At 37.8% G+C, this 21,200-nt stretch carries 14 protein-coding genes; 7 read left to right on the top strand and 7 right to left on the bottom strand.

Annotation, left to right across the window (positions count from 1 at the left end; all coding sequences use genetic code 11):
• Window positions 1–49 precede the first annotated feature (49 nt).
• Window positions 50–436 carry a hypothetical protein gene (locus DUT70_RS08785; protein WP_113646954.1) on the bottom strand — a complete coding sequence of 129 codons (387 nt, stop codon included), beginning with the start codon at window positions 434–436 and terminating at the stop codon, window positions 50–52.
• 115 nt (window positions 437–551) lie between these two features.
• On the opposite strand from DUT70_RS08785, the gene DUT70_RS08780 reads away from it, so the two are divergent.
• The 5 genes from DUT70_RS08780 to DUT70_RS08760 all read left to right on the top strand — a co-directional run bounded on the left by DUT70_RS08780 (window position 552) and on the right by DUT70_RS08760 (window position 4,050).
• A complete protein-coding gene (locus tag DUT70_RS08780; protein ID WP_113646953.1) occupies window positions 552–863 on the top strand; it encodes a DUF3467 domain-containing protein in 312 nt (103 codons plus the stop codon).
• Window positions 864–910: 47 nt separating this feature from the next.
• Window positions 911–1,552: a Pr6Pr family membrane protein gene (locus tag DUT70_RS08775; RefSeq protein ID WP_113646952.1), complete on the top strand. Its 642-nt coding sequence runs from the start codon at window positions 911–913 to the stop codon at window positions 1,550–1,552.
• Window positions 1,553–1,622: 70 nt separating this feature from the next.
• On the top strand, window positions 1,623–2,120 hold the full coding sequence (locus tag DUT70_RS08770; protein WP_113646951.1) for a cupin domain-containing protein: 498 nt from the start codon (window positions 1,623–1,625) through the stop codon (window positions 2,118–2,120).
• A 62-nt stretch (window positions 2,121–2,182) separates the two neighbouring features.
• Window positions 2,183–2,911, top strand: coding sequence for an acyl-CoA desaturase (locus DUT70_RS08765; protein ID WP_113646950.1), 729 nt, complete (start codon window positions 2,183–2,185; stop codon window positions 2,909–2,911).
• Between the two features lie 20 nt (window positions 2,912–2,931).
• Window positions 2,932–4,050 (top strand): metallophosphoesterase, encoded by a 1,119-nt coding sequence (locus DUT70_RS08760; protein ID WP_113646949.1) that lies wholly within the window; start codon window positions 2,932–2,934, stop codon window positions 4,048–4,050.
• A 14-nt stretch (window positions 4,051–4,064) separates the two neighbouring features.
• Here DUT70_RS08760 and DUT70_RS08755 read toward each other — a convergent pair whose 3' ends face one another.
• From DUT70_RS08755 to DUT70_RS08745, 3 genes are all read right to left on the bottom strand, one after another.
• Window positions 4,065–5,312, bottom strand: a complete 1,248-nt coding sequence (locus DUT70_RS08755; RefSeq protein ID WP_113646948.1) for a DEAD/DEAH box helicase — start codon at window positions 5,310–5,312, stop codon at window positions 4,065–4,067.
• A gap of 442 nt (window positions 5,313–5,754) precedes the next feature.
• Window positions 5,755–6,915 (bottom strand): trans-sulfuration enzyme family protein, encoded by a 1,161-nt coding sequence (locus tag DUT70_RS08750; RefSeq protein WP_113646947.1) that lies wholly within the window; start codon window positions 6,913–6,915, stop codon window positions 5,755–5,757.
• A gap of 41 nt (window positions 6,916–6,956) precedes the next feature.
• On the bottom strand, window positions 6,957–8,306 hold the full coding sequence (locus tag DUT70_RS08745) for an APC family permease (protein WP_113646946.1): 1,350 nt from the start codon (window positions 8,304–8,306) through the stop codon (window positions 6,957–6,959).
• A gap of 308 nt (window positions 8,307–8,614) precedes the next feature.
• Here DUT70_RS08745 and DUT70_RS08740 point away from each other — a divergent pair, with 308 nt between their 5' ends.
• Window positions 8,615–10,489, top strand: coding sequence for a DNA topoisomerase IV subunit B (locus tag DUT70_RS08740; RefSeq protein WP_113646945.1), 1,875 nt, complete (start codon window positions 8,615–8,617; stop codon window positions 10,487–10,489).
• Between the two features lie 145 nt (window positions 10,490–10,634).
• Window positions 10,635–12,764, top strand: a complete 2,130-nt coding sequence (locus tag DUT70_RS08735; RefSeq protein ID WP_162926597.1) for an ATP-binding protein — start codon at window positions 10,635–10,637, stop codon at window positions 12,762–12,764.
• A 12-nt stretch (window positions 12,765–12,776) separates the two neighbouring features.
• On the opposite strand, the gene DUT70_RS08730 is transcribed toward DUT70_RS08735, so the two are convergent.
• Genes DUT70_RS08730 through DUT70_RS08720 form a run of 3 tightly spaced genes read right to left on the bottom strand, consistent with a single transcriptional unit; the run spans window position 12,777 to window position 21,064 of the window.
• Entirely contained in the window at window positions 12,777–13,778 is a 1,002-nt protein-coding gene (locus tag DUT70_RS08730) for a YihY/virulence factor BrkB family protein (protein ID WP_113646943.1), read from the bottom strand.
• A gap of 4 nt (window positions 13,779–13,782) precedes the next feature.
• Window positions 13,783–16,083: a translocation and assembly module lipoprotein TamL gene (gene tamL, locus DUT70_RS08725; protein WP_113647217.1), complete on the bottom strand. Its 2,301-nt coding sequence runs from the start codon at window positions 16,081–16,083 to the stop codon at window positions 13,783–13,785.
• A complete protein-coding gene (locus tag DUT70_RS08720) occupies window positions 16,067–21,064 on the bottom strand; it encodes a translocation/assembly module TamB domain-containing protein (protein ID WP_113646942.1) in 4,998 nt (1,665 codons plus the stop codon). Before DUT70_RS08720 ends, tamL begins: the two co-directional genes overlap by 17 nt.
• Window positions 21,065–21,200 lie beyond the last annotated feature (136 nt).

Here is a 21,200-nt window from a genome sequence, read left to right as displayed (position 1 = left end):
TTTCGCTAGGGATTTTTTTATGGGTAATTATTTTCATTTATGAACAGACTTAAAGACTTACGAAGTTTTTAAAACTTCGTAAGTCTTTGCATTTTATAATATCTGTAACTGCGCCGGTAATATGGGCAACTGCGTCCATGATATCTGTAACTGCGCCGGTAATATGGGCAACTGCGTCCATGATATCTGTAACTGCGCCGGTAATATGGGCAACTGCGTCCATGATATCTGTAACTGCGCCGGTAATATGGGCAACTGCGTCCATGATATTTGTAACTGCGCCGGTAATATGAGCAACTGCGTCCATGATATTTATAACTGCGCCGGTAATATGGGCAACTGCGTCCATGATATTTGTAACTGCGCCGGTAATATGGGCAACTGCGTCCGTAATATTTGTAACTGCAATGATAAGATGATCTGCTATACTACCCAATTATTCAAAGTCTCGTTCACGAGCCTTAATAAAGTTCGAGGATAGTTGATACAGATATGATAAACATTTTTTAAGAAGCTTAGCACTTTTAAATTAAAGTATTAGCTTTGTTAATATGGAACAACAACAGAACGAAAATCAATTAAATATAGAATTGTCGGAAGAAATTGCCGAAGGTATTTTTTCAAACTTGGCCATTATTACACACTCTAATACAGAGTTTGTACTGGACTTCATCAGAGTAATGCCAGGAATCCCTAAAGCAAAAGTAAAGTCTAGGATTATTTTAACTCCTGAACATGCAAAACGTCTGATGCACGCTATGCAAGACAATATCGAAAAGTTTGAGGCTGCACATGGACGCATAAAAACACAAGAAGAAACACCATACCCAATGGGATTTGGAGGGCCAACAGCACAAGCTTAAAAAGAATAGCCACTTGCTACTAGTAAGTGGCTTTTTTATGGAAAATCATGAAGGATAAAACAGAAAAAGTATATTTAGGCTTACTAACCGTCACGGCTTGGTTTACCCTTATTTTTCAATTTTATTTACACATCAACAGCGGAGCGGCTACTAGGACCGAATTGTTGATCAGGTTTTTCAGTTACTTTACCATTGATAGCAATTTGTTGGTTGCCATCTGTGCAACCGCTATTTTTCTATTCCCAAAAACTGCTTTCGGGACCTTCTTTAAACGGTCGAGCGTAATTACCGCCATCACGGTATATATTACAGTAGTGGCTTTAATTTATAATACTGTTTTAAGGTTTTTATGGGTGTTAAATGGTTGGGCAATTGTGTTGAACGAATTACTTCATGTGATTGTGCCGCTTCTATTCCTTATCTATTGGATTTATTTTGTGCCAAAACACCGATTAAAGTGGTCAAATATCTGGGGATGGTTAATCTTCCCCTTAATCTACATTTTCTTTGTACTCATTAGAGGCGCTTACGCTAATTTTTATCCCTATCCATTTTTAAATGTTACTGAATTGGGATTACAGCAGGTTATTTTGAATTGCATATTTATCACCTTGTTGTTCGTAATGCTATTTTTTGCCTTTGTTGCTATTGGTAAACGGCAAGCAAAAAGAGCTTCTTCTCAAAACTAAATTTCAGTTATTTATTAAAACTAGCTGACATTATGTGTGTTTTAGTTTTTAACTGTTATTTTTGAACTTTATGGATACTCAAAAGCGAGATATTTTTGATAGTGTAGCACAACGCTTAAAACTTGAAGGTTTTAACATTGTGAATAGAGACGAAACCAGACCTTGGGGTGGTTTTTTTGTCATAGATGAAGCCCAGGCACAACAATTTGCCGATACCTATTTTGATGGATTAGACATTGCCACGTTAAAAATTGGGGGTAAACTAAGCCCTAAAGTTTTAATCGTAGCACCAAATGCAAGGCTATCTTGGCAATATCATCATCGTAGGGCCGAAATTTGGCAAGTGGTAACAGGTACTGTTGGGATTAAAACCAGTGAGACTGATCAAGAAGGAGAACTGAAAACCTATTCGCCAAATCAGCAAATCAAGTTACATCAAGGTGAGCGCCACCGTTTGATTGGATTAGACGATTGGGGTGTGGTGGCCGAGATATGGCAACATACGGATGCTAGCAACCCTTCAGATGAGGATGATATTGTACGCGTTCAAGACGATTTCGGGAGATAATCCTATCCCATTATTATTTAAATTAAAATTTATGGCAAGAAAGACCATTCTTGCCCCTTTGTATGATTGTTTTATATTTCTTTTTGGCACATTGGTTCCTATCATTGTTTAGCCAAACCTTTTTCCTTCACCGTTATTCATCGCACAAAATGTTTAAGATGAATATATTTTGGGAACGTTTTTTCTATTTGCTGTTGCTTATTTCACAAGGTTCTTCTTTTCTAAATCCTAGAGCCTATGCCATTTTGCATCGCATGCACCACGCCTATAGCGATACTGAAAAGGATCCTCATTCGCCACATTTTTTTAAGGATGTTTTTGGAATGATGATCGCTACTAAAAATATGTATTTGGCTTATCTGTTACATAAAATAGAACCTGAGCCAGCCTTTAGAGGAAATTATCCAGAGTGGCCAATTATTGATAGAATAGGCGATTCATGGATTTGGCGTATCGCATGTGGTTTATTCTATATTTGGTTTTATGTAACTTTCGCCACCTCATGGTGGATGTTTTTGCTATTACCTATCCATTTTTTAATGGGACCAATTCATGGAGCAATTGTTAATTGGTGCGGACATAAATACGGTTATTCCAACCACGATAACGACGATCACAGCAAAAACTCTTTACCTTGGGATTTTTTGTTGATGGGAGAATTGTTTCAGAACAATCACCACAAAAGACCAAATTCACCAAACTTTGCAACCCGCTGGTGGGAGTTTGATCCAACCTATCCAATGATGAAAGTGATGCATTGGTTGCGCATCATTAAATTAAGAAAAGTATAGCGCCCAAATTAATTGCTGATATGAGATTTGCACCTGCTTTGTTATCATTTGCCGTCTTGCTATTTTCAATGGTTAGGATAAGTGCGCAAGATACTTTAGGCAATGTTTTTGATGGCCCGTATTTGCTTTACAAAGGCAAGCAGCTTTTGGTAAAAGAGGTTACTCATACAGCACAAAAGGCATTCGCTACTGAAAAATCCTATGATTTAACAGAAAAGCAAAAGCTTGTTGTAAAAGTGAAGTTTTCTAATGCCCCAGAGAAAGATTTTGAGGTAAAGCTAAAGGCATCTCTAGAGAACGAGCCAAGCGTGTGGGGTCAACCTGATAAGCTATTATTCCTATCAGATATTGAGGGTGAGTTTGATGCTTTAAGAAACTTACTGCTATCTAACAAAGTCATCAATAAAAAATATGAATGGATTTTTGGTAAAGGCCATTTGGTCATTTGTGGAGATTTATTTGATAGGGGGAAAGATGTACCCGCAACTTTATGGTTGTTGTATAAATTAGAGGAGGAAGCCAAAACAAAAGGCGGCTATGTACATACCATACTAGGTAATCATGATATTATGAACCTGGCGGGAAATCTTAAATATTTAGATAAAAAATATTTGGCAGCTGCCGAAGCCATGGGCCAATCATACATGGAGCTTTACGACGAAAATACTGAACTAGGGAGATGGCTAAGAAGTAAAAATCTGATAGAGAAAATTGGTGATAACTTATGTTTACATGGTGGCGTTTCTCCAGAAATTAACGAATTAAAATTAACGGTAGAACAAATCAATGCCATTTCAAAACCCTATATCGGATGGAAGGACTTAAAGAATACCGTTAAAGACGATAAAATCCTTAAGATATTTAACAGTACCGTAGGTTTGTTTTGGTTTAGAGGCTATTTTAAACAACCAGCCCTTGAAGAAGCCATTGTAAACCAAACATTGGCCCAATATCAAGTAAAACGAATTATTGTTGGCCATACCATCATCAAATCAAATGTTGGATTTTACTACGGCGGCAAAATATTAGGCGTTGATGTTAACCAGCACGAAGGTCAGCATGAAGCAGCCTTGTTTGAAAAAGGTAACTGGTACAAAGTAGACTTAACGGGTAATAAAAAGCCTATTAAAGTTAATTAATAGGCTTTTGAAAATCATCTTCTGCTCTTGTGAAATTTTTTCTTCTTGCTTTGAGCGCCTTCTTTATTCCCCTTGGAATCTTTCTGAGGTTTCCGTTGCACTTCCTTTCCCGCCAACATACTTTTCCAACTTAAAGGATAAGGATGATCTTCCACAATTGGAATTACCTTTTTAATCAATTTATGAATGGAGATTAAGTATTCATTTTCTTCCGCATCAACAAAAGAAATGGCATTTCCATTGGCACCAGCTCTACCCGTACGGCCAATGCGGTGTACATAAGTTTCAGGCACATTAGGTAAGTCATAGTTGAAAACATAAGTCAAGTCATCAATATCAATGCCCCTAGCCGCAATATCTGTGGCTACTAATACCCTCAAAGTTCTATCTTTAAACTCAGTTAAAGCACGTTGTCTGGCTCCTTGAGATTTATCTCCGTGAATAGCCGCGGCTTTAACTCCATCTTTAATCAAGTCTCTCGCAATTCTGTCGGCACCGTGTTTAGTACGCGTAAAAATCAAGGTATGATTGATTTTAAGCTCATCAAGCAAGTGTTTTAAAAGCTTCCTTTTATCAGGCTTATCTACAAAATAAATGGATTGCTTAATGGTATCGGCAGTAGAAGAAACAGGGGTAACCTCTACCGTTACTGGGTCTTTTAAAATGGTATTGGCCAACTTTTCTATTTCAGGCGGCATCGTGGCCGAGAAGAATAATGTTTGTCTTTTTTGAGGCAATTTAGCCACTACCTTTTTTACATCGTTAATGAAACCCATATCCAACATACGGTCGGCCTCATCCAATACAAAAATTTCCAGCTCGCTTAGGTTCACATGACCTTGGCCCATTAAGTCCAATAGTCTTCCAGGTGTAGCTACCAAAACATCCACGCCTTTTCTCAACGCATCTACTTGCGGTTGTTGGCCTACACCTCCAAAAATTACGGCATTTTTAACGGGCAAATTTTTGCCATAAACGCTAAAACTTTCTTGTATTTGAATGGCCAATTCTCTGGTGGGTGTTAAAACCAAAGCTTTGATGGCTTTCTTGTTGGTCTTTAAGTGCCTCATGTGCAAAATCTGCAACATAGGAATGGCAAACGCAGCTGTTTTTCCTGTACCTGTTTGTGCACAGCCCAGTAAATCTTTTAGTTTTAAAATACTAGGAATAGCTTTTTGCTGTATAGGAGTTGGATTTTGATATCCCTCGGATTCAACAGCTTTTAATATAGGCTCAATAAGCCTTAATTGTGAAAACAACATTTTGTTAAAGTAAAAAGTAAAAAATAAAAAGTAAAACAAACCAAAAGGAGGTTTACTTACGAAGAAGCTAGAACAATCATTTGTTGAAGGACTAACTTTCGAGTTGCTTTAAATGATTAAAGAAATTCAGCTTCGAGCAACAAAGGTAGGTAAAATTTATTTGATAGTATTTTTTTGAAATGATTGGCAGTTTTTCATGGCTATTGTAGCCCCGCTTTTCGTTACAACCTTTTTGTTTTAACTTCTATGCTGTTATTCCGAGGAACCAGGAATCTATCTGTTTAATGCATGTCGTTAGAGATCCTTCGCTGCGCTCTGGATGACAAGTAAATACAAAAAGTATTTCCACTTCAATCGGGTTTAATTAACATTGGGTTGTGCTGATACAGACTTGCGAAGTTTTTAAAACTTCGTAAGTCTTATTGAATTTCCCAAGGTTGTATCACTCCATTGATAGGGCCTCTTCCAAATCTCTAATTAAATACTCAGGTTCTTCTAAACCAACATAAATCCTGATTAGAACATGTCTTGGGTTATTCAAATCAAAATCAGCTTTGCTAATGCCAGCACAAGCAGGGATAATTAAGCTTTCATAGCCACCCCATGATACCGCCATCAAGATATGTTTTAAACTGTTGCAAAAGGTTTCTATCTTTTCTAAACTAGGGTTTTTAAGAGTAATGCTAAACAGTCCGCCACAGGCTTTCATTTGTTTTTTTGCCAAATCAAGTTGCTTGCTGTTTTTTCTAAATGGATGGAGTACAGTTTCTACTTTTGGATGCTGTTCCAAAAACGCAATCACCTTATTGGCGTTAGCCGTAATTTTTTCTAAGCGGATAGGCAAGGTGCGTAGGCTGCGCAACAATAGCCAAGCATTTTGAGGAGCCAATGAAGCCCCGATATTCATGTATTCCTTTTCAAAAATTCGCTTCATCAATTCCTTTTTGCCCGTAACTACGCCAGCCATCACATCGCTATGACCAGCCAAGTATTTAGTGGCTGACTGTGCCACCAAGTCAATACCGTAAGCAATGGGTTGTTGATAAAGCGGCGAACAATAGCTGTTGTCTATCATGGTGATGATTCCTTTAGCTTTTGCTATAGTAGCAATAGCTTCCAAATCCTGCACGTCAAAACTGAAAGTATTGGGGGATTCTAGATAAATCAATTTGGTTTGGGAAGTAATAGCCGCTTCAATAGCTGAAGTATTGCTCCCATCCACAAAAGTGGTTTTTATCCCAAATTTTGGAAGGAAATCGTTAAATAATTTGATGGTCCAACTGTAAGGATTTTCTACGCACACGACCTCATCACCAGTACTTAACAAAGCCAAAACAGGAACGGTAACCGCGGCAATACCGCTACCAAAAACCAAAGCATCTTCAGCACCATCTAAAGCCGCTAGCTTTTTCCTTAAAATATCAATGGTTGGATTAAAACCCCTTGAGTAAAGGTTGCCCTGATATTCATCTGCTAAAGCTTCTCTAAAGTCATCAACCGTGTTGAATTTGAAATTGCTGGTTTGAATAATAGGTGGGGCAATGGCATTGAAGTAATTTTCCCTTTCCTCGCCAAGCTCATTTAAAATGTATGAAATATCCACTTTGTTAAGTTAAAAGTTAAAATTAAAAAGTGCGAATAGCATTATACAGCCCTATTCCTATTTAGAAATTTATTGATGAAATAGATGGCTACAAAACCTAAGAAAATGTAAATCCCGTTTAATGCTGCTTCTGAGTCATCATTATAAATACTGATGGCGACAAACAAGTATGCTGCAATAAAAATAATAGGCATTAAAGGATAAAGCTTCATGGTGTAAATGGTGTTTTTATCCAGATGTGCCGTTTTTTTACGCAGATAGAAAATAGTGGCGGCCGAGAAAATCATACCTGCACCGTCCATAAAGATGGTATAATTTAAAATTTTGTCGAAGGTTTTGGCGTAAAATAGGGTGATGATGGACAAGATCGTGAATACCGTAAGACTTACAACCATCACATCATTTTTCTTCGTTTTTTTAGTGAAAATTTGAGGTAATGCTTTTTCTTCGCCCATGGCATACATGGCCCTTGGGTTGCTCAAAAGGTTCACGTTTACATAGCCCAATACGGAAAGAAATATCAATACCGAAAGGATGGTAAAACCTGTTGGGCCAAAAATCTGCCCAGCCAGAATAGCCGCAATACTCTGTGCCGATTTCAGCTGCTCAAAGCCAATCACTTTTACGTAAGCGTAATTAATGGCCATGTAAAGGGTAATGATAATGCCCAAACCAACTAAAATTGAACGAGGAATTACCTTTTTGGCCTCTTTGGCTTCACCTCCAAAATTGATGGTTTGTTGATAGCCTCCAAAACTAAAGGAAACCGCAATTAGACAAATACCAAGTGCCTTTCCGTAATCGCTCCAAGTAGCAGGCAAGCCATTTGCAGTGTTAAAAACCGAAGGTAATTGCTGCGTTTGGCCACCAAAGAAAATAGCGCAGATCAAAGTAACCACCATCACCAGTTTAATGATCGTAAGTACATTTTGGGTTCGGGAGCTGGTTCTTAATCCCAGTAGGTTAATGGTGTAAAAAATGATGATGCTCACCAATCCAATGAGGATCCGGTGATCATTGGTTTGCATCTCCACAGGAAATAGTGCCTTATTCAAATATTCGGCACCAATCAAAGAAACCCCGGCGACCGAAGCGGCGTTGCTTACCACAATAATACAGTTGATGGCAAAAGCGATAGAAGGGTGGTAGCACACCGAAAAAATCTTGTAATAACCTCCAGTAACAGGATAACGAGAACCAATTTCGGCATAAGTTAGTGCACCGCAAAGCGCCACAAAACCACCTACAATCCAAGCCAGAAAAAAGAGTTCGGGGATTTGGGCTTTAGCAGCAACATTTACGGGAGTTCTAAAAATACCCATCCCTATCACTAGGCTCACCACAATCATGGAAAGGTCGAAAAGCGAAAGTTGTTTTTTCTCGGGGTTCATTGAAATAGTTTAGTTTGTTGGTTTAGGTTGTGGTGCTAAGCCTTCGTTATGTCGTCATCCTGAACTCGTTTCAGGATCTGTTAAGCTGATGCTGAAATAAATTCAGCATGACGGTTTTATAGGCAAGCTGTTTATCAAGCACAATTTAACAATAAAATATCGCCCGGCAATTCCGTCATCAAAAAAATACCAAATGGTCAGCGGAATGTTCAAATGTGGAAATCTAGCCAATAAAAACAGTCGAAATTGATTAAATTTGTATGGCTTATTTTATTTTCGAAGCAATCCACAAGTAAAACAACAGTATTATGGCAGAACCTATCTATAACGAAGACAGTATTAAGTCCTTAGATTGGCAAGAGCACATTCGAAAACGTCCAGGTATGTACATTGGTAAGTTGGGTGATGGTTCGGCGCAAGATGATGGAATTTACGTACTGTTAAAGGAAATCATCGATAATTCTATTGACGAATTTATGATGGGTGCGGGAAAAACCATAGATATTAGTTTGCATGAACACAAAGTGATTGTAAGAGATTACGGCCGAGGTATTCCTTTGGGAAAAGTAATCGACTGTGTTTCTAAAATGAATACTGGTGGTAAATACGACAGTAATGCCTTCCAAAAATCAGTAGGGATGAATGGGGTAGGTACCAAGGCGGTAAATGCACTTTCTACCATTTTTGTGGTGCAAAGTTATCGTGACGGTAAAACAAAGCGAGTGGAGTTCAGCAAAGGGTTGGTTACCTTGGAACATCCGGAAATTGAAACCACACAACGCAACGGCACTTCAATCACTTTTTATCCCGACGAAACTATTTTTAGAAACTACCGCTACATTCCAGATTTTGTAGAGACCATGATCTGGAACTACGTTTTCTTGAATACTGGTTTGACCATTAATTTCAATAATCAAAAATATTTCTCGGAAAGAGGTTTGTACGATTTGCTTTCAAGGGAAAACAAGCCTGAAGAAATCCGTTACCCAATTATCCACCTTAAAGGGAATGATATTGAAGTAGCAATGACGCACGGTCAGCAATACGGCGAAGATTACCACTCTTTTGTAAACGGACAGTATACCACACAAGGAGGTACGCACCAAGCGGCATTTAGAGAAGCTGTTGTTAAAACGATTAGAGAATATTACAATAAAGATTATGATGCTTCAGATATTAGGGCATCCATTATTGCAGCGATAGCGATTAGGGTTCAGGAACCTGTTTTCGAATCGCAAACTAAAACTAAACTAGGTTCAGAAAGAATAGCTCCAGAAGGACAGACCGTTCGTACTTTTATTAACGATTTCTTGAAAAAGGAATTGGATGATTACCTGCACAAACATAAAGATGTAGCAGATGCTATTGAAACGCGTATCAAACAATCGGAACGTGAGCGTAAGGATATTGCGGGCATTAAGAAGTTGGCGAATGATAGGGCAAAAAAAGCATCTTTACACAATAAAAAGTTAAGAGATTGCAAGGTGCATTTCAATACCAGTCACGAAAGAAGATATGAAACTACTTTGTTTATTACCGAGGGTGATTCGGCTTCGGGTTCAATCACTAAATCCAGAGACGTAGAAACACAGGCAGTGTTTAGCTTGAAAGGTAAACCTTTAAATTGCTACGAATTGACTAAAAAGGTGGTTTACGAAAATGAAGAATTTAATCTTTTACAGCACGCCTTGAATATTGAAGATGGTTTGGAAGGTTTACACTACAACAATATCGTAATTGCCACTGATGCAGATGTGGATGGAATGCACATTCGTTTGTTAATGATGACTTTCTTCCTGCAATTTTTTCCTGATTTGGTAAAAGCTGGACATGTTTATATTCTTCAAACACCACTTTTTAGGGTAAGAAACAAAAAAGAAACAATTTATTGTTACAGTGACGAAGAACGTAGAAATGCCATTGCCAAATTAGGGGGTAAACCAGAGATTACTCGCTTTAAAGGTTTGGGAGAGATTTCTCCTGACGAATTTGGATTGTTTATTGGGAAAGACATTCGTTTAGATCCTGTAATTCTGAAAGAACAAACCATTAAGAGCTTATTGGAATATTATATGGGGAAAAATACTCCCGATAGGCAACAACATATCATTAAAAATCTACGTATTGAAAAAGATGAGGTGGACGCTGAAGAAAAAGAGATAGAAGATTTAGAAGTAGCATAACAGCGTAATATTAATGTTTTCAGTGAATTATGGTTTTCGTTTGAAGTGCTAAAATGCTTTGCCTTTAAAATGTAGGAGCAGCATTGTTTAGGGCATGATATTTGCCTCTATGTTGCATTTTAGACGATCCGCATTAACGCAACGTATGACTATCAACACCAAAAAAAGTGCTTCTCGATATGGGCTTATTGTAATTTTATTACTGGCACTTTTTATTTCGGCAATCTTTTTTTATACCCGTAATAACCGCATTCATTTACTTTCTGAAAATGTAAATCAACTTAATAGTATTGAAAGTGACTATTCGCAATTAGATACCTGCGTACTGCTTTTATATCGGGCTGATAACAATTGCAGGTTATTTGAAGCCACAGGGAATAATGCGTACATGAAGTTGTTTTCTAGTGAAATTGGTCGTGTTTCAAAAATTCTAGATACGCTGCAATTCCGTGAAAGTACCACCACCTATTCTAAAAATGTGAAAGGTTTGGTAAGCCAGAAAAAAGCAAAAATGCAGGTGTATTTAAAGCTTAAGCAGCTTACCGATAGCTTGTTTTTGATCAACGCTAATATCGATACACTTAAACAGCGAACTTTTACCAAGGGAATGGAAATTACGCAAGGTAGGTTCAAAACAATGGTAGTCATCGATACCATAAAACCTAAGGTAGACGTGAAAGAAAAAGGGTTGTTTGGCAGGATTGCAGATGCTTTTTCGAGGAAAAAAGGAAAGGTGGATACCAATGCCGTTTTGGTGAAAAAGGAAATCACTTTAGATACCTCCTTATCAAGTAAGAATTATAACAAAATGCAGATCAAGAATATCAATACCTATTTTCGAAATCTGTATGCAGCCAATAAAATACTTAAGGATAATGAGATCGGTATTTTACGAATCAATTCACGCATCATTAATGAGATCGTATTCCTTCTTCAAAATTTTAAAACTTCCGAATTAGCCTTTGCTTCTCAAACTAAAAAGAGTATCCAATACGATTTGGATAATACTTTTAAAAGCATCGATAAAATTTACTTTGTGATCTTCGGATTGTTGTTCGTCTTGGTCGCCATCATCTTATTTAACCTATGGAAAATTTATCGCAATGAAAGCCAGTTGATTGATTATGGTCATAGGATTTCACAATACGCCCAATCCAAAAGCAGATTTTTGGCCAATATGAGTCATGAAATCCGCACACCACTCAATTCAGTAATTGGTTTTTCAGAGCAATTGAGTCAGGAAAATCTTTCTTCACAGCAAAAGGAGCAAGTAGAAGCCATTAAAACGTCTTCGGAATTATTGCTGGATTTAGTAAACGATATTCTCGATTTTTCAAAATACGAGGTGGGTAAAATCAATTTTGATAAGGTGGCTTTTGCTCCTGCGGACGCTATTAATGAAGTGTTAAATAGCATCGCTATTCAAGCTTCCAGAAAAGGCATTAAACTAGAGAAAGAAATATCCTTTAACGAAGGATTAACCATCATCGGTGATTCATTGCGATTGAAACAGTTGATCATGAACTTGTTAAGTAATGCTATTAAATTTACGGATAAAGGTTCTGTAACGCTTAAGGCTGATGTCATAGCGGTATCTAAAAAGATAGGTACTTTGAAAATACAGGTGATTGATACCGGGGTGGGAATTGAAGATAAAGATGCAGCGGTTATTTTCGATGAGTTTTCGCAAGTAAATTACTCGACCACTAAAAATACTCAAAAAGGAACAGGATTAGGTTTGGCCATTTGTAAACGAATTGTGGAGTTACAGAAAGGAAAAATAGGCTTAACTAGTGTAGTAGGTAAGGGATCGAACTTTACCTTTGAGATCCCTTATGAGCTTTGCGATGATGTCGCCAGTAAACAAAAAAGCTTAGCCATTACCAATGTTGGTCATTTGGCAGGCAAGAGAATTTTGTTGGTTGATGATAATAAAATGAATGTATTACTGGCTCAAACAGTCATTAAAAAATATAACGTAATTACCGATACGGCTTATGATGGTTCGGAGGCATTTCAGCTTTTTACCAAAAACAATTACGATTTAATACTCACCGATGTGCAAATGCCGATTATGGGTGGAGTTGAACTTACTCGTATGATCAGAGCAGATAAGGATACCATAAAATCAAAAGTTCCAGTACTTGGGGTAACCGCTAATGTTTTAGAGGAAGACAGGGATAGATATCTTGCAGCAGGGATGAATGATTTAGTGCTTAAACCCTATTCGGAAAAGGAACTGATTGCCAAAATTGTGAGCTATATAATAGCGTAATTTAAAGCAAACTTATATGTCTTTATTTGCTTCAACGGTATCTTCTGGATGCTGAGGTGGTAATTTGTCTACCTCTTTTTCAACCACGATGGTTTTTAAATGCACGGCATATTTGGAAGGGGTAATTCGTGTATCAAACTTCTCCGCATATGCTTGAGTAAATTCGGCACCAAAATATAAGATAATGGCGGTATAATAAATCCAAACCAAAATCACAATAATGGAACTAGCCGCACCAAATGCCGAGCCAGGATTGCCTTTTTCGATGTAAATGCCAATAACATATTTACCTAGGCTGAAGAGTAGGGCTGTAAACAATGCACCAACCAATGCTGGCTTCCATTTTAAATTTACATCAGGTAGTACCTTAAAAATAATGGCAAAAATAGAAGTTACCACAGCTAGGGTTAATGCATTGGTCACAATAAGCATTAACCACCCCGATACTTCTTCAATACCAATCTTGGCCGCATAGCTATCTAGCTTTCCTCCAATACCCACTACCACACTGTTTACCACTAACGACACCAGCAATAAAAAGCCCAATGAGGCAATTAGAGAAAAAGACAACAAACGGTTAGTGATGAGTTTTTTCCAACCCTTTTTGGGGACCGCTTTTACTTTCCAAATTAGATTGATACTATCTTGTATTTCAATAAAGATAGCTGTGGAACCAATGATCAATGTAGAGATGCCGATGATTAAACCAATGGTACTTCGTCCAGATAGATTGGCATTATTCACAAAAGTTCTCAATTGGTTAGCAGCGCTACTTCCTATTAATTCACTAATCTCCCCAAATAATTTGGTGTTGGGGTCCATGTTATCTCCTAAAAAAATAGATGCGGAGGAAATCACAATGATGATTAAAGGCGTGAGTGAAAAGATGGTATAGTAGGCCAAAGCGGCGCTAAGTTTCATCACACGGTCTTCCATAAAGCCCTTGCCTGCCGCTATAAATAAGTGATAGGTATTTACAAATAGTGATTTTATTTTTCTAGGAATTTTTTTCATGTTATTAAAATGGATATCCGATGCCAATGTTTAAAACAAGATTATCTCTTCTCCAACCTTTACTGCCAAAATCTATATCATCTATTACCCAACGTTGTCCTTTAGGTAAAAAAGGTTTACGAATAGGAAAAGCGCCATCTAGGCGGATGACAAATATAGTGGCATCAACCCGTAAACCAACACCTGTACCTACTGCAAGTTCATCGAATGAATTTTTGAGCTTGAAAGCAGAGCCTGGCCTATCGGGATCACCTTTACGCAACCAAATATTTCCCGCATCCACAAAAGCAGCACCATGAAGGATGCTCACGATTTTAAATCTTAATTCCGAATTGAGCATCATCTTCACATCACCACCTTGATCGGCGAAGCCAGTGTTGTTGTTTTGTACTTGGTAGGTTCCAGGTCCTAACGATCTAGCTCTAAAAGCCCTTATGTCGTTGGTGCCACCTGCAAAAAACTGACGAACGAATGGAAGGGAACTACTACCGCCATAAGCATATCCATAACCTAAATTTAAGCGATTGGCCCAAATTACTCCTGGATTGATTTTGTAATAACTTCTCAAATCGGTTTCTATCCTTACAAACTGGGATAATGTAGTATTTAATACCCTGCGGTCTCCATTTGGACCTTTACTTGCAAAAAGTCCCCAAACATTTCCGCTGGTTTCCAAACCGCCAAAGAAATATAAGTTATGGCGACGTTTTTCCTGCATCTGGTTGGTATAAGTAAAGTTATAATTACTACCAATGATGAACTGGTTTTCTAAGGTGTACTGCAACCCCGGGTTTTGCTCAATAAGCTTTTTATAAGCAACAGAGGTAGTATCTTTATTTGAAGTTACCAGGTTGATAGACGCTGGGAAAAAATTGTGCTCCTTAAACTGGTTTTCTTTCCAGTTGTAACCGTATTGCGCTTTGAAAGAGTTCAGTTTGTAAACGGTATCTCTGCTCAGCAATTGATAGCCCAATGAAACAATGGTTTTTGGCGTAAAGGCATTGGTGCTTCGTGGTTTATAAAAAGGTACGATAAAACGAGGCAGTGTGAGTTTTGCTTCTCCAGTAAGGGAGTAAGAGTTAATGCCTTTGGCCTGTCCGCTGTATTGCGTTTCAAAGCCACCACTGGCGCTCACATCCAATTGTTCGGCTCCCCTGAAAATATTACGGGTAGTTTGCGTAATTTTCAGCTCTGACCCAATAAAGTTATTGGATTTTTGGGTGCCCGTTACCGAAAAGGTAAGTGAGTTTTTCTTCAATGGGGTGAGATAGATATTCAAATCAAGCTGGTTGTTTTTGAAACTGTCTATCGGCAAAAATTCTGCCCTTACATCTTGAAAAGCATTTAAGTTCACCATCCTGTTTAAGGATTGGTTATGGTCTTTGCGATTGTATCTTTCTCCTTTTTTAAAGAATACCAGCCTGTCAAAAACCCGAGGCTTGTAAGTATTGCGATTGTCGTAGATATTGAAATCATTGTATTGTAATGGTTTTGATCGCCTTAAAATACTATCTCTTCGCAAGCTGTAGCTCGGGTAAATGTTAATGTTCCTCACGGTGTAAGGTTTTAGAGCAGCATCTGGCGCAATGGTTTTAATACGTACATTAATGTTCACTAAGTGATTACCGATGGTACTATCTACCTGTAAAATCAAATGCTCCGGACTAAAATAGAAATAGCCGCTTTCTTTTAAGTCATTGTCAATGCGGATACGCTCATTTTTGTAAGTGTCCAAATCATAAAAATCGCCACGTTTTAGTAATGTTTTGCCTTTGTTCTGGTTGATGTTGTGAGTCAAATCACCTGTATCAGGAGGGAAAGTAATTTCATTTATTTTGTAGCGTACACCAGTTGAAGCCGTGTAAATAGCTTTTCCTTTTCTTCTTTTGATCACGGTATCGCCAGTAACTTCTGCCTGTAAATAGCCCTGGCTAATGAGGAAACTTTTTAATACATCACTATTGTATTTCAGTTTCACTTCACTCATTAATACTGGCGGTTCGCCCACTTTATTACGTAACCAGTTTCTAAATCCTTTTGGCTTTTTAGGTTCTCCAGCAAGGTTGTAAATGTATAATTTTGGTTTTAACCCTAAAATAGACTTATTGGGGCGAGGACGTGTTTTACTCTCCAAAGTTTTTCTTACCTGTTTTTCATTGGCTATTTTAGACGACGAGTCGGGATTGATTTTTACTTCGGCTCCCGTATATAGATTTTGCCCAGGCTTTAGAAATCTGGTATTGCTACAATTGGCTAGCAGAAAACAAGCCAATATGAAAGCACTTATTTTAATTAGCTTTTTCATTTTTTGGTTTTTGCTCTGCTTCATTTCTATTTCTGTTTCTACGTTTTTGGAATATTTCTCTAAATCGGTTATAATCTACCACCAGCGTAAAGCCCAGTCCTGTTTCTATAATTTGTCCTTCAATTACACTTTCGGTTTGGTTGCGTCGATAAGCCCTCAAACGGTAGCGTCCATCTCGGGATAGGGCATACTCTACATTTACATTTCCAGCAATATTAGTGGCACTTTGATTGGCATTTTGTGGGCCTTCCAGTGCAAATGAACTTCCTACGGTTACAGTGAGTCGGTCGTTTAGTAATTTTTTAGATAAGCCTACTTCTAAATCAGTTTTTTGCTCTAAACTACCTGTAGAGTAATCTTCAGAAGAGTTGATTCCGAAATTCACATCCACTCCCTGTATCAAGTCTGAAGCAAGATTATTCAATTGCTCGGTCAATAATTTACTTACACTAGAGCGGGCTAATGTAGATATCCCACCACCGCCACCTGCTAAACTTTGGAAAGGGTTGTTCGCTATAAATCTTTCTAAGGCCAACAAAGCAAAAACCTGTTTGTTTAGCTCGTTTTCGTCGCGATTTACACTTTGTAACTTGGTATAAGCTAAGCTTCCAATTTCGGTGCCCCGCTCATTTTCTGGTAAATCAATTTTAAACGAGATGATGGGTTTTAACAATTCGCCTTTCATGTATAAATAAACTTGAAATGGCAATTTGGTTTTTGCCTGTACCAAATCTGGTTGGTTCAGTAAATCGATAGGCGCTGCATTCACTTCGTAAAGTGCCGTTAAATTGATGTTTGCCTCGGTAGGTTCACCAGTCCAAATCATGGTACTTCCTTTAACCAATTTGAAAGGTTTTTTACCCAATGGCCCAACAGATAGGCTGTAAGAACCATCAACAATTTCATAGCGGCCGGTCATACTGATTTTACCACTAGCATCCATTGTCGCATTTAAATCGGCATCGCCTCTAACGGTTAACATATCACCATTGGCGGGGTCGACCACTACGTTCAGCTCTGCCTCTGGATCAATATTGATATCAGCCACTAGGTTAATTCCCTTAATTGGCGATTTACTGATGCTATCGGCTTTTAAATCCTTTTGTCCATTGAAAGGTGGCGCATCTGCATCAATAAATTGCACAATACCTTCTTGGTCAATTACCGAAGGATCGTTCACTGGCATGGCATAATAAAACTTGGTGCCTTTTTCAACGGTGACATTCATGTTTACATCGGGCTGGTTCAAATCGCCACGTACACGGATATTACTGCTTAAGAACACCGTTCCGTAAATCATATCGTTATCTTGAGCCGTTGAATTGATCGCTCTAAAATTGTTTGTTTTGATGTCGAGTCCAAAGCGCACATTGCTGAAATCACTCGTGTAAACCATTCCGTTAACCGTAGCTTTTTTGCCTAAGGAATCCACCAAGGTAAAGTTGTTGAAACGGATGCCCTCGTTGTTGAAAGCGATCTCTTGGTTAGGCATGGTGAAATAGGAGTTGATGTAAGCTACCCTAAAACCAGCATCATTAAACTTTAATGCTCCTAAAATTTGTGGCTTGCTTAACTCACCTTTTACGGTAAACTGACCCGTAATGGTTCCTTTTCCTTGCTTAATTTGTCCAAGACTAACACTTTCTATTTGTCGTAAATCAATTTTACTGATGTCGATATTCAAATCCAAATTGCTTTGAGGAGCGGTGTAATAAAACCCTTTGGCCGATAGTTCGTGTACGCCTTTTAAACTCACGTCAACCTCAAAAGCATTCTCAGTATTGTTGTTAACGATGGCTTTTAAATCACCCAATTCATCTTTTTGGTAACGTAGTTTAGAGATGGTGATATCAGCTTCGAACTTAGGATTTGAAACTAAGTCTTTCACGTCTACTGTACCATTGATGGCTCCACCAACTAAAGTGGTATCGGTTTCTGCAAATTTGGTAAGAGTTTCAATTTGAAAATCTTTAAATTCTACTTTTAAGGGTGAATTTGGAGTCTCGGAAGTACTGTTAATGCTCAACAATTGCGAACCTTGACTGATATTAAACTGATGGGCCAAGATGCCTGATTCTCCGAATTGGATATAGTTTTCTGGAGCTACTGTCCATTTTTCGTAATCCAGTAGTAACTTATTAGGATCTAAATTGAAACGAAAATCTTTGTTGATGGATTGGAAAATACCAGCAATCACATATTTGTCTTTGCGTTGCCTGTCGCGTAGAAAAACATTTAAATCCAGCTTATTATCTGCTGCGGAACCAGAAACTTCGGTATTGAATAAAGCAATAGATGGATTGGTAATGCTATTGACGAATAAACGATAATTAAGTTTTTCACCTTCATTACCTACATTTAATTTAATACTGTCTAAGTTGATTTTATTGTAGGTGATTTTCGGAAATACGGCATTCATCAACAAACTATCTTTCTCCGTATCAATTAAACCGTTGATTTTGGAAGGAGAAAAGGTGGTGAGGGACGGTACAAAATCTTGTAAAAATTTAGGATTGTAAATGTTTGCCGTAAAACGGATGCGTTGTGGCGGTATTTTGGTGACTTCGCCAAACTGATAATATTTATTGATTTGATTAATGATGGCGCTGCCAACTTTACTCAATTGATATTTTCCATCTACGGTTGCATTAAGCAACTCTGATTTGAGTACCAATTTATTTTCGGTAGCGGTTGAAACGGCGTGTAAACGAATGGTGTCTACATTAAACTTTTTGCCTTCTTTGACCAATTGTAAGCCTGTAGCAAACACATCGCCATTCAAGTAGTCCACATCAGCAGTTTTGATATCGGCTTTAATGTTTCCAGCAAATCTAAATTCTGTTTTACTAAAGTTCAGTTTTTGTAAATCGACTTGTTTTAGTGCCACATTTGCTTTAGCTGCGGGGTATTTGCCTGCTAAATTGGCGGTGGCACTTAACTCCACATTCACGTTACTATCGGGCATGTTTCCTTTGATGGCTACATTTTGGTTGGCGTATTTGCCTGACAACTTCAAATTGCGATAGTTGTATTTGTTGTAATAAGCACTTAGTACCGTAGCGTTAAATTGTGCATTTATTTTTTTAGGATCTAAACCTGTGCCTACTACGGCGGCTTTGGCCGAAATTCTCCCCAAAGTAGGTTCTTGTTTCAACAGTCGCCCTACATTGAAGTTGTTTAAGCTTATATCGGCTTTATATTTTTCTCTGCCTTTTGGGCCATTCATGGTTGCTGCTAAAACAGCTCCGCCCATATCTGATTTTACATTTAAGTTAGTGCTGAAATCAGTCATAGTGCCTTTGAATTTACCGCTGGCATCAATTACGTTAGGGAGCTGGATGCTTGGTGGTAAAGATGTTTTAGGTACTACAGCCAGAATATCACCTTTGGTGATGTGTACTTTTTTAATGTTCAAGTCAAGGTAAGCCCTGTTGATATCGGTCACATTGTTGACTTTCCCATTCACATCAATTTGGGTATTGCTTAAACCACTAATTTGCAACTGCGGAATGTTGAGGCGATTTAAATAACCATCAACTTTGGCATTTACCTTGATTTTCTGATTTAGGTATTGCTTTGGTAACGCATCACTGAAAAACGTCGCGTCCTTTAATCCAATGGTGGTGTTTTTGAAGTCTATTTTTAGCTTTACACGTTCTGGATTTTTGGTCAAATCATCTAAAGAAGTAAAACTAAGATCTGTTGCATTTTCGATACTGGTATTTGGTGTTTTTAGTACAAAATTGTCCAGCTTGATTTGCTTGTCGTTATAAATAGCATCGCCTCTTAAAGCACTTAACACAAAGCCACTTTTATCACTTAATGAGCCATTTTTTACCTTGGCGGTGATGCCTTTACTGCTATAATTTACGTCTTCAGCACCCAAATTAAGACCTTCAATATTCAAGTGATTAAAGTCGATTCCTTTCTTAAGCGGCTTGGTTCCTAAATTATCAAACTGTAGTTGATTGTTAATGAGGTTGATTTTTTTGATGGCCAGTGCCAAAGTTGATTCTTCGGCCACGACTGTATCTTTAACCTTGCTTAAATCGTTGCTAGGAGCAGGTTTAAACGCAAATTTAACAAAGGAATTGGCCAGTTCTGCATTGTCGGTAACGTAACGACCATTGGTTAAATCAACCTTTAAATTATCGAAAGCAAGTTTATTCACATTTGCTACGGCGTTGGTAGTAGTCAACTGGTCGTCGTAATTAACCTTCACATTATTGAACTCGAACTTTTGCACCTCAATGGTAGGCAGTTTACCTTGCTCTTGTTGGACGCTATCTACACTATTGGTCAAATGCTGCACTAATTGGGTTAAAGGCTTTTGCTGCAAGTAAACCAAAGAAGTGTTGTTTACCGTAAAGCTTTTGATGACATACTTTTGATTGGCCAAATCAAAATCTTTAATTTTTGTTTCCAGTTTGCCTAAATAAAACTTTACGTTGTTACCTGCTACATCATCTCTGTAGGTAAGCCCAATGTCTTCAAAACGAACTTTATCTACGGAAAATTTTAAAGTAGAAGTGGTATCTTTTTCTACTTTTTCGTCTGGTTTCTTCTGGTCGCTCATAAAGGCATCTACCAAAAAAGAAAAGTTAAAAGTGGTATCAGGATTAATTCTTTTTACGTTCGCTCTAATGTTTTTAAGTTCGAGGTAATTGATTTCTACTGTGTTTTTTAGCAGCTTAAAAAGACTAATGTCTACCTGTAATTTTTCAGCATAAAGAAGGGTATCCTTATTAAGATCTTCGATGTAAAACTTGTTCAGTACCACATCTTTAGGAAGTGCAATTTTGATACTTTCGAGTCGTACTTCTGTTTTTGTTTTGTTTTTAAGGTAGCCAATGGCCTTATCCTTTACAAAATTTTGGACTGCTGGAATATTTAAAGAAAGCGCAATAAGTACTACCAATAAAATAACACTGGCAATTATCCACAAAATGATTTTAAGGCCTTTTCTAAAATATTTGTTCAAGAGTAGTTGTTTTTTGATGGTTCAATATAGTTATTTATTCTAAAATGGCTTTTCGCCACTTTAAGCAAACAAAACTACTCCCATAAAGTTTGGCAGTCAACATTCAATTATTAATTCTAATTTGTATGTTTAGTTT

Source organism: Pedobacter chitinilyticus (assembly GCF_003313385.1).
GTDB lineage: Bacteria > Bacteroidota > Bacteroidia > Sphingobacteriales > Sphingobacteriaceae > Pedobacter > Pedobacter chitinilyticus.
Note: the sequence above shows the minus strand (reverse complement) of the source record. Positions and strands in the feature narration are given on the sequence as shown.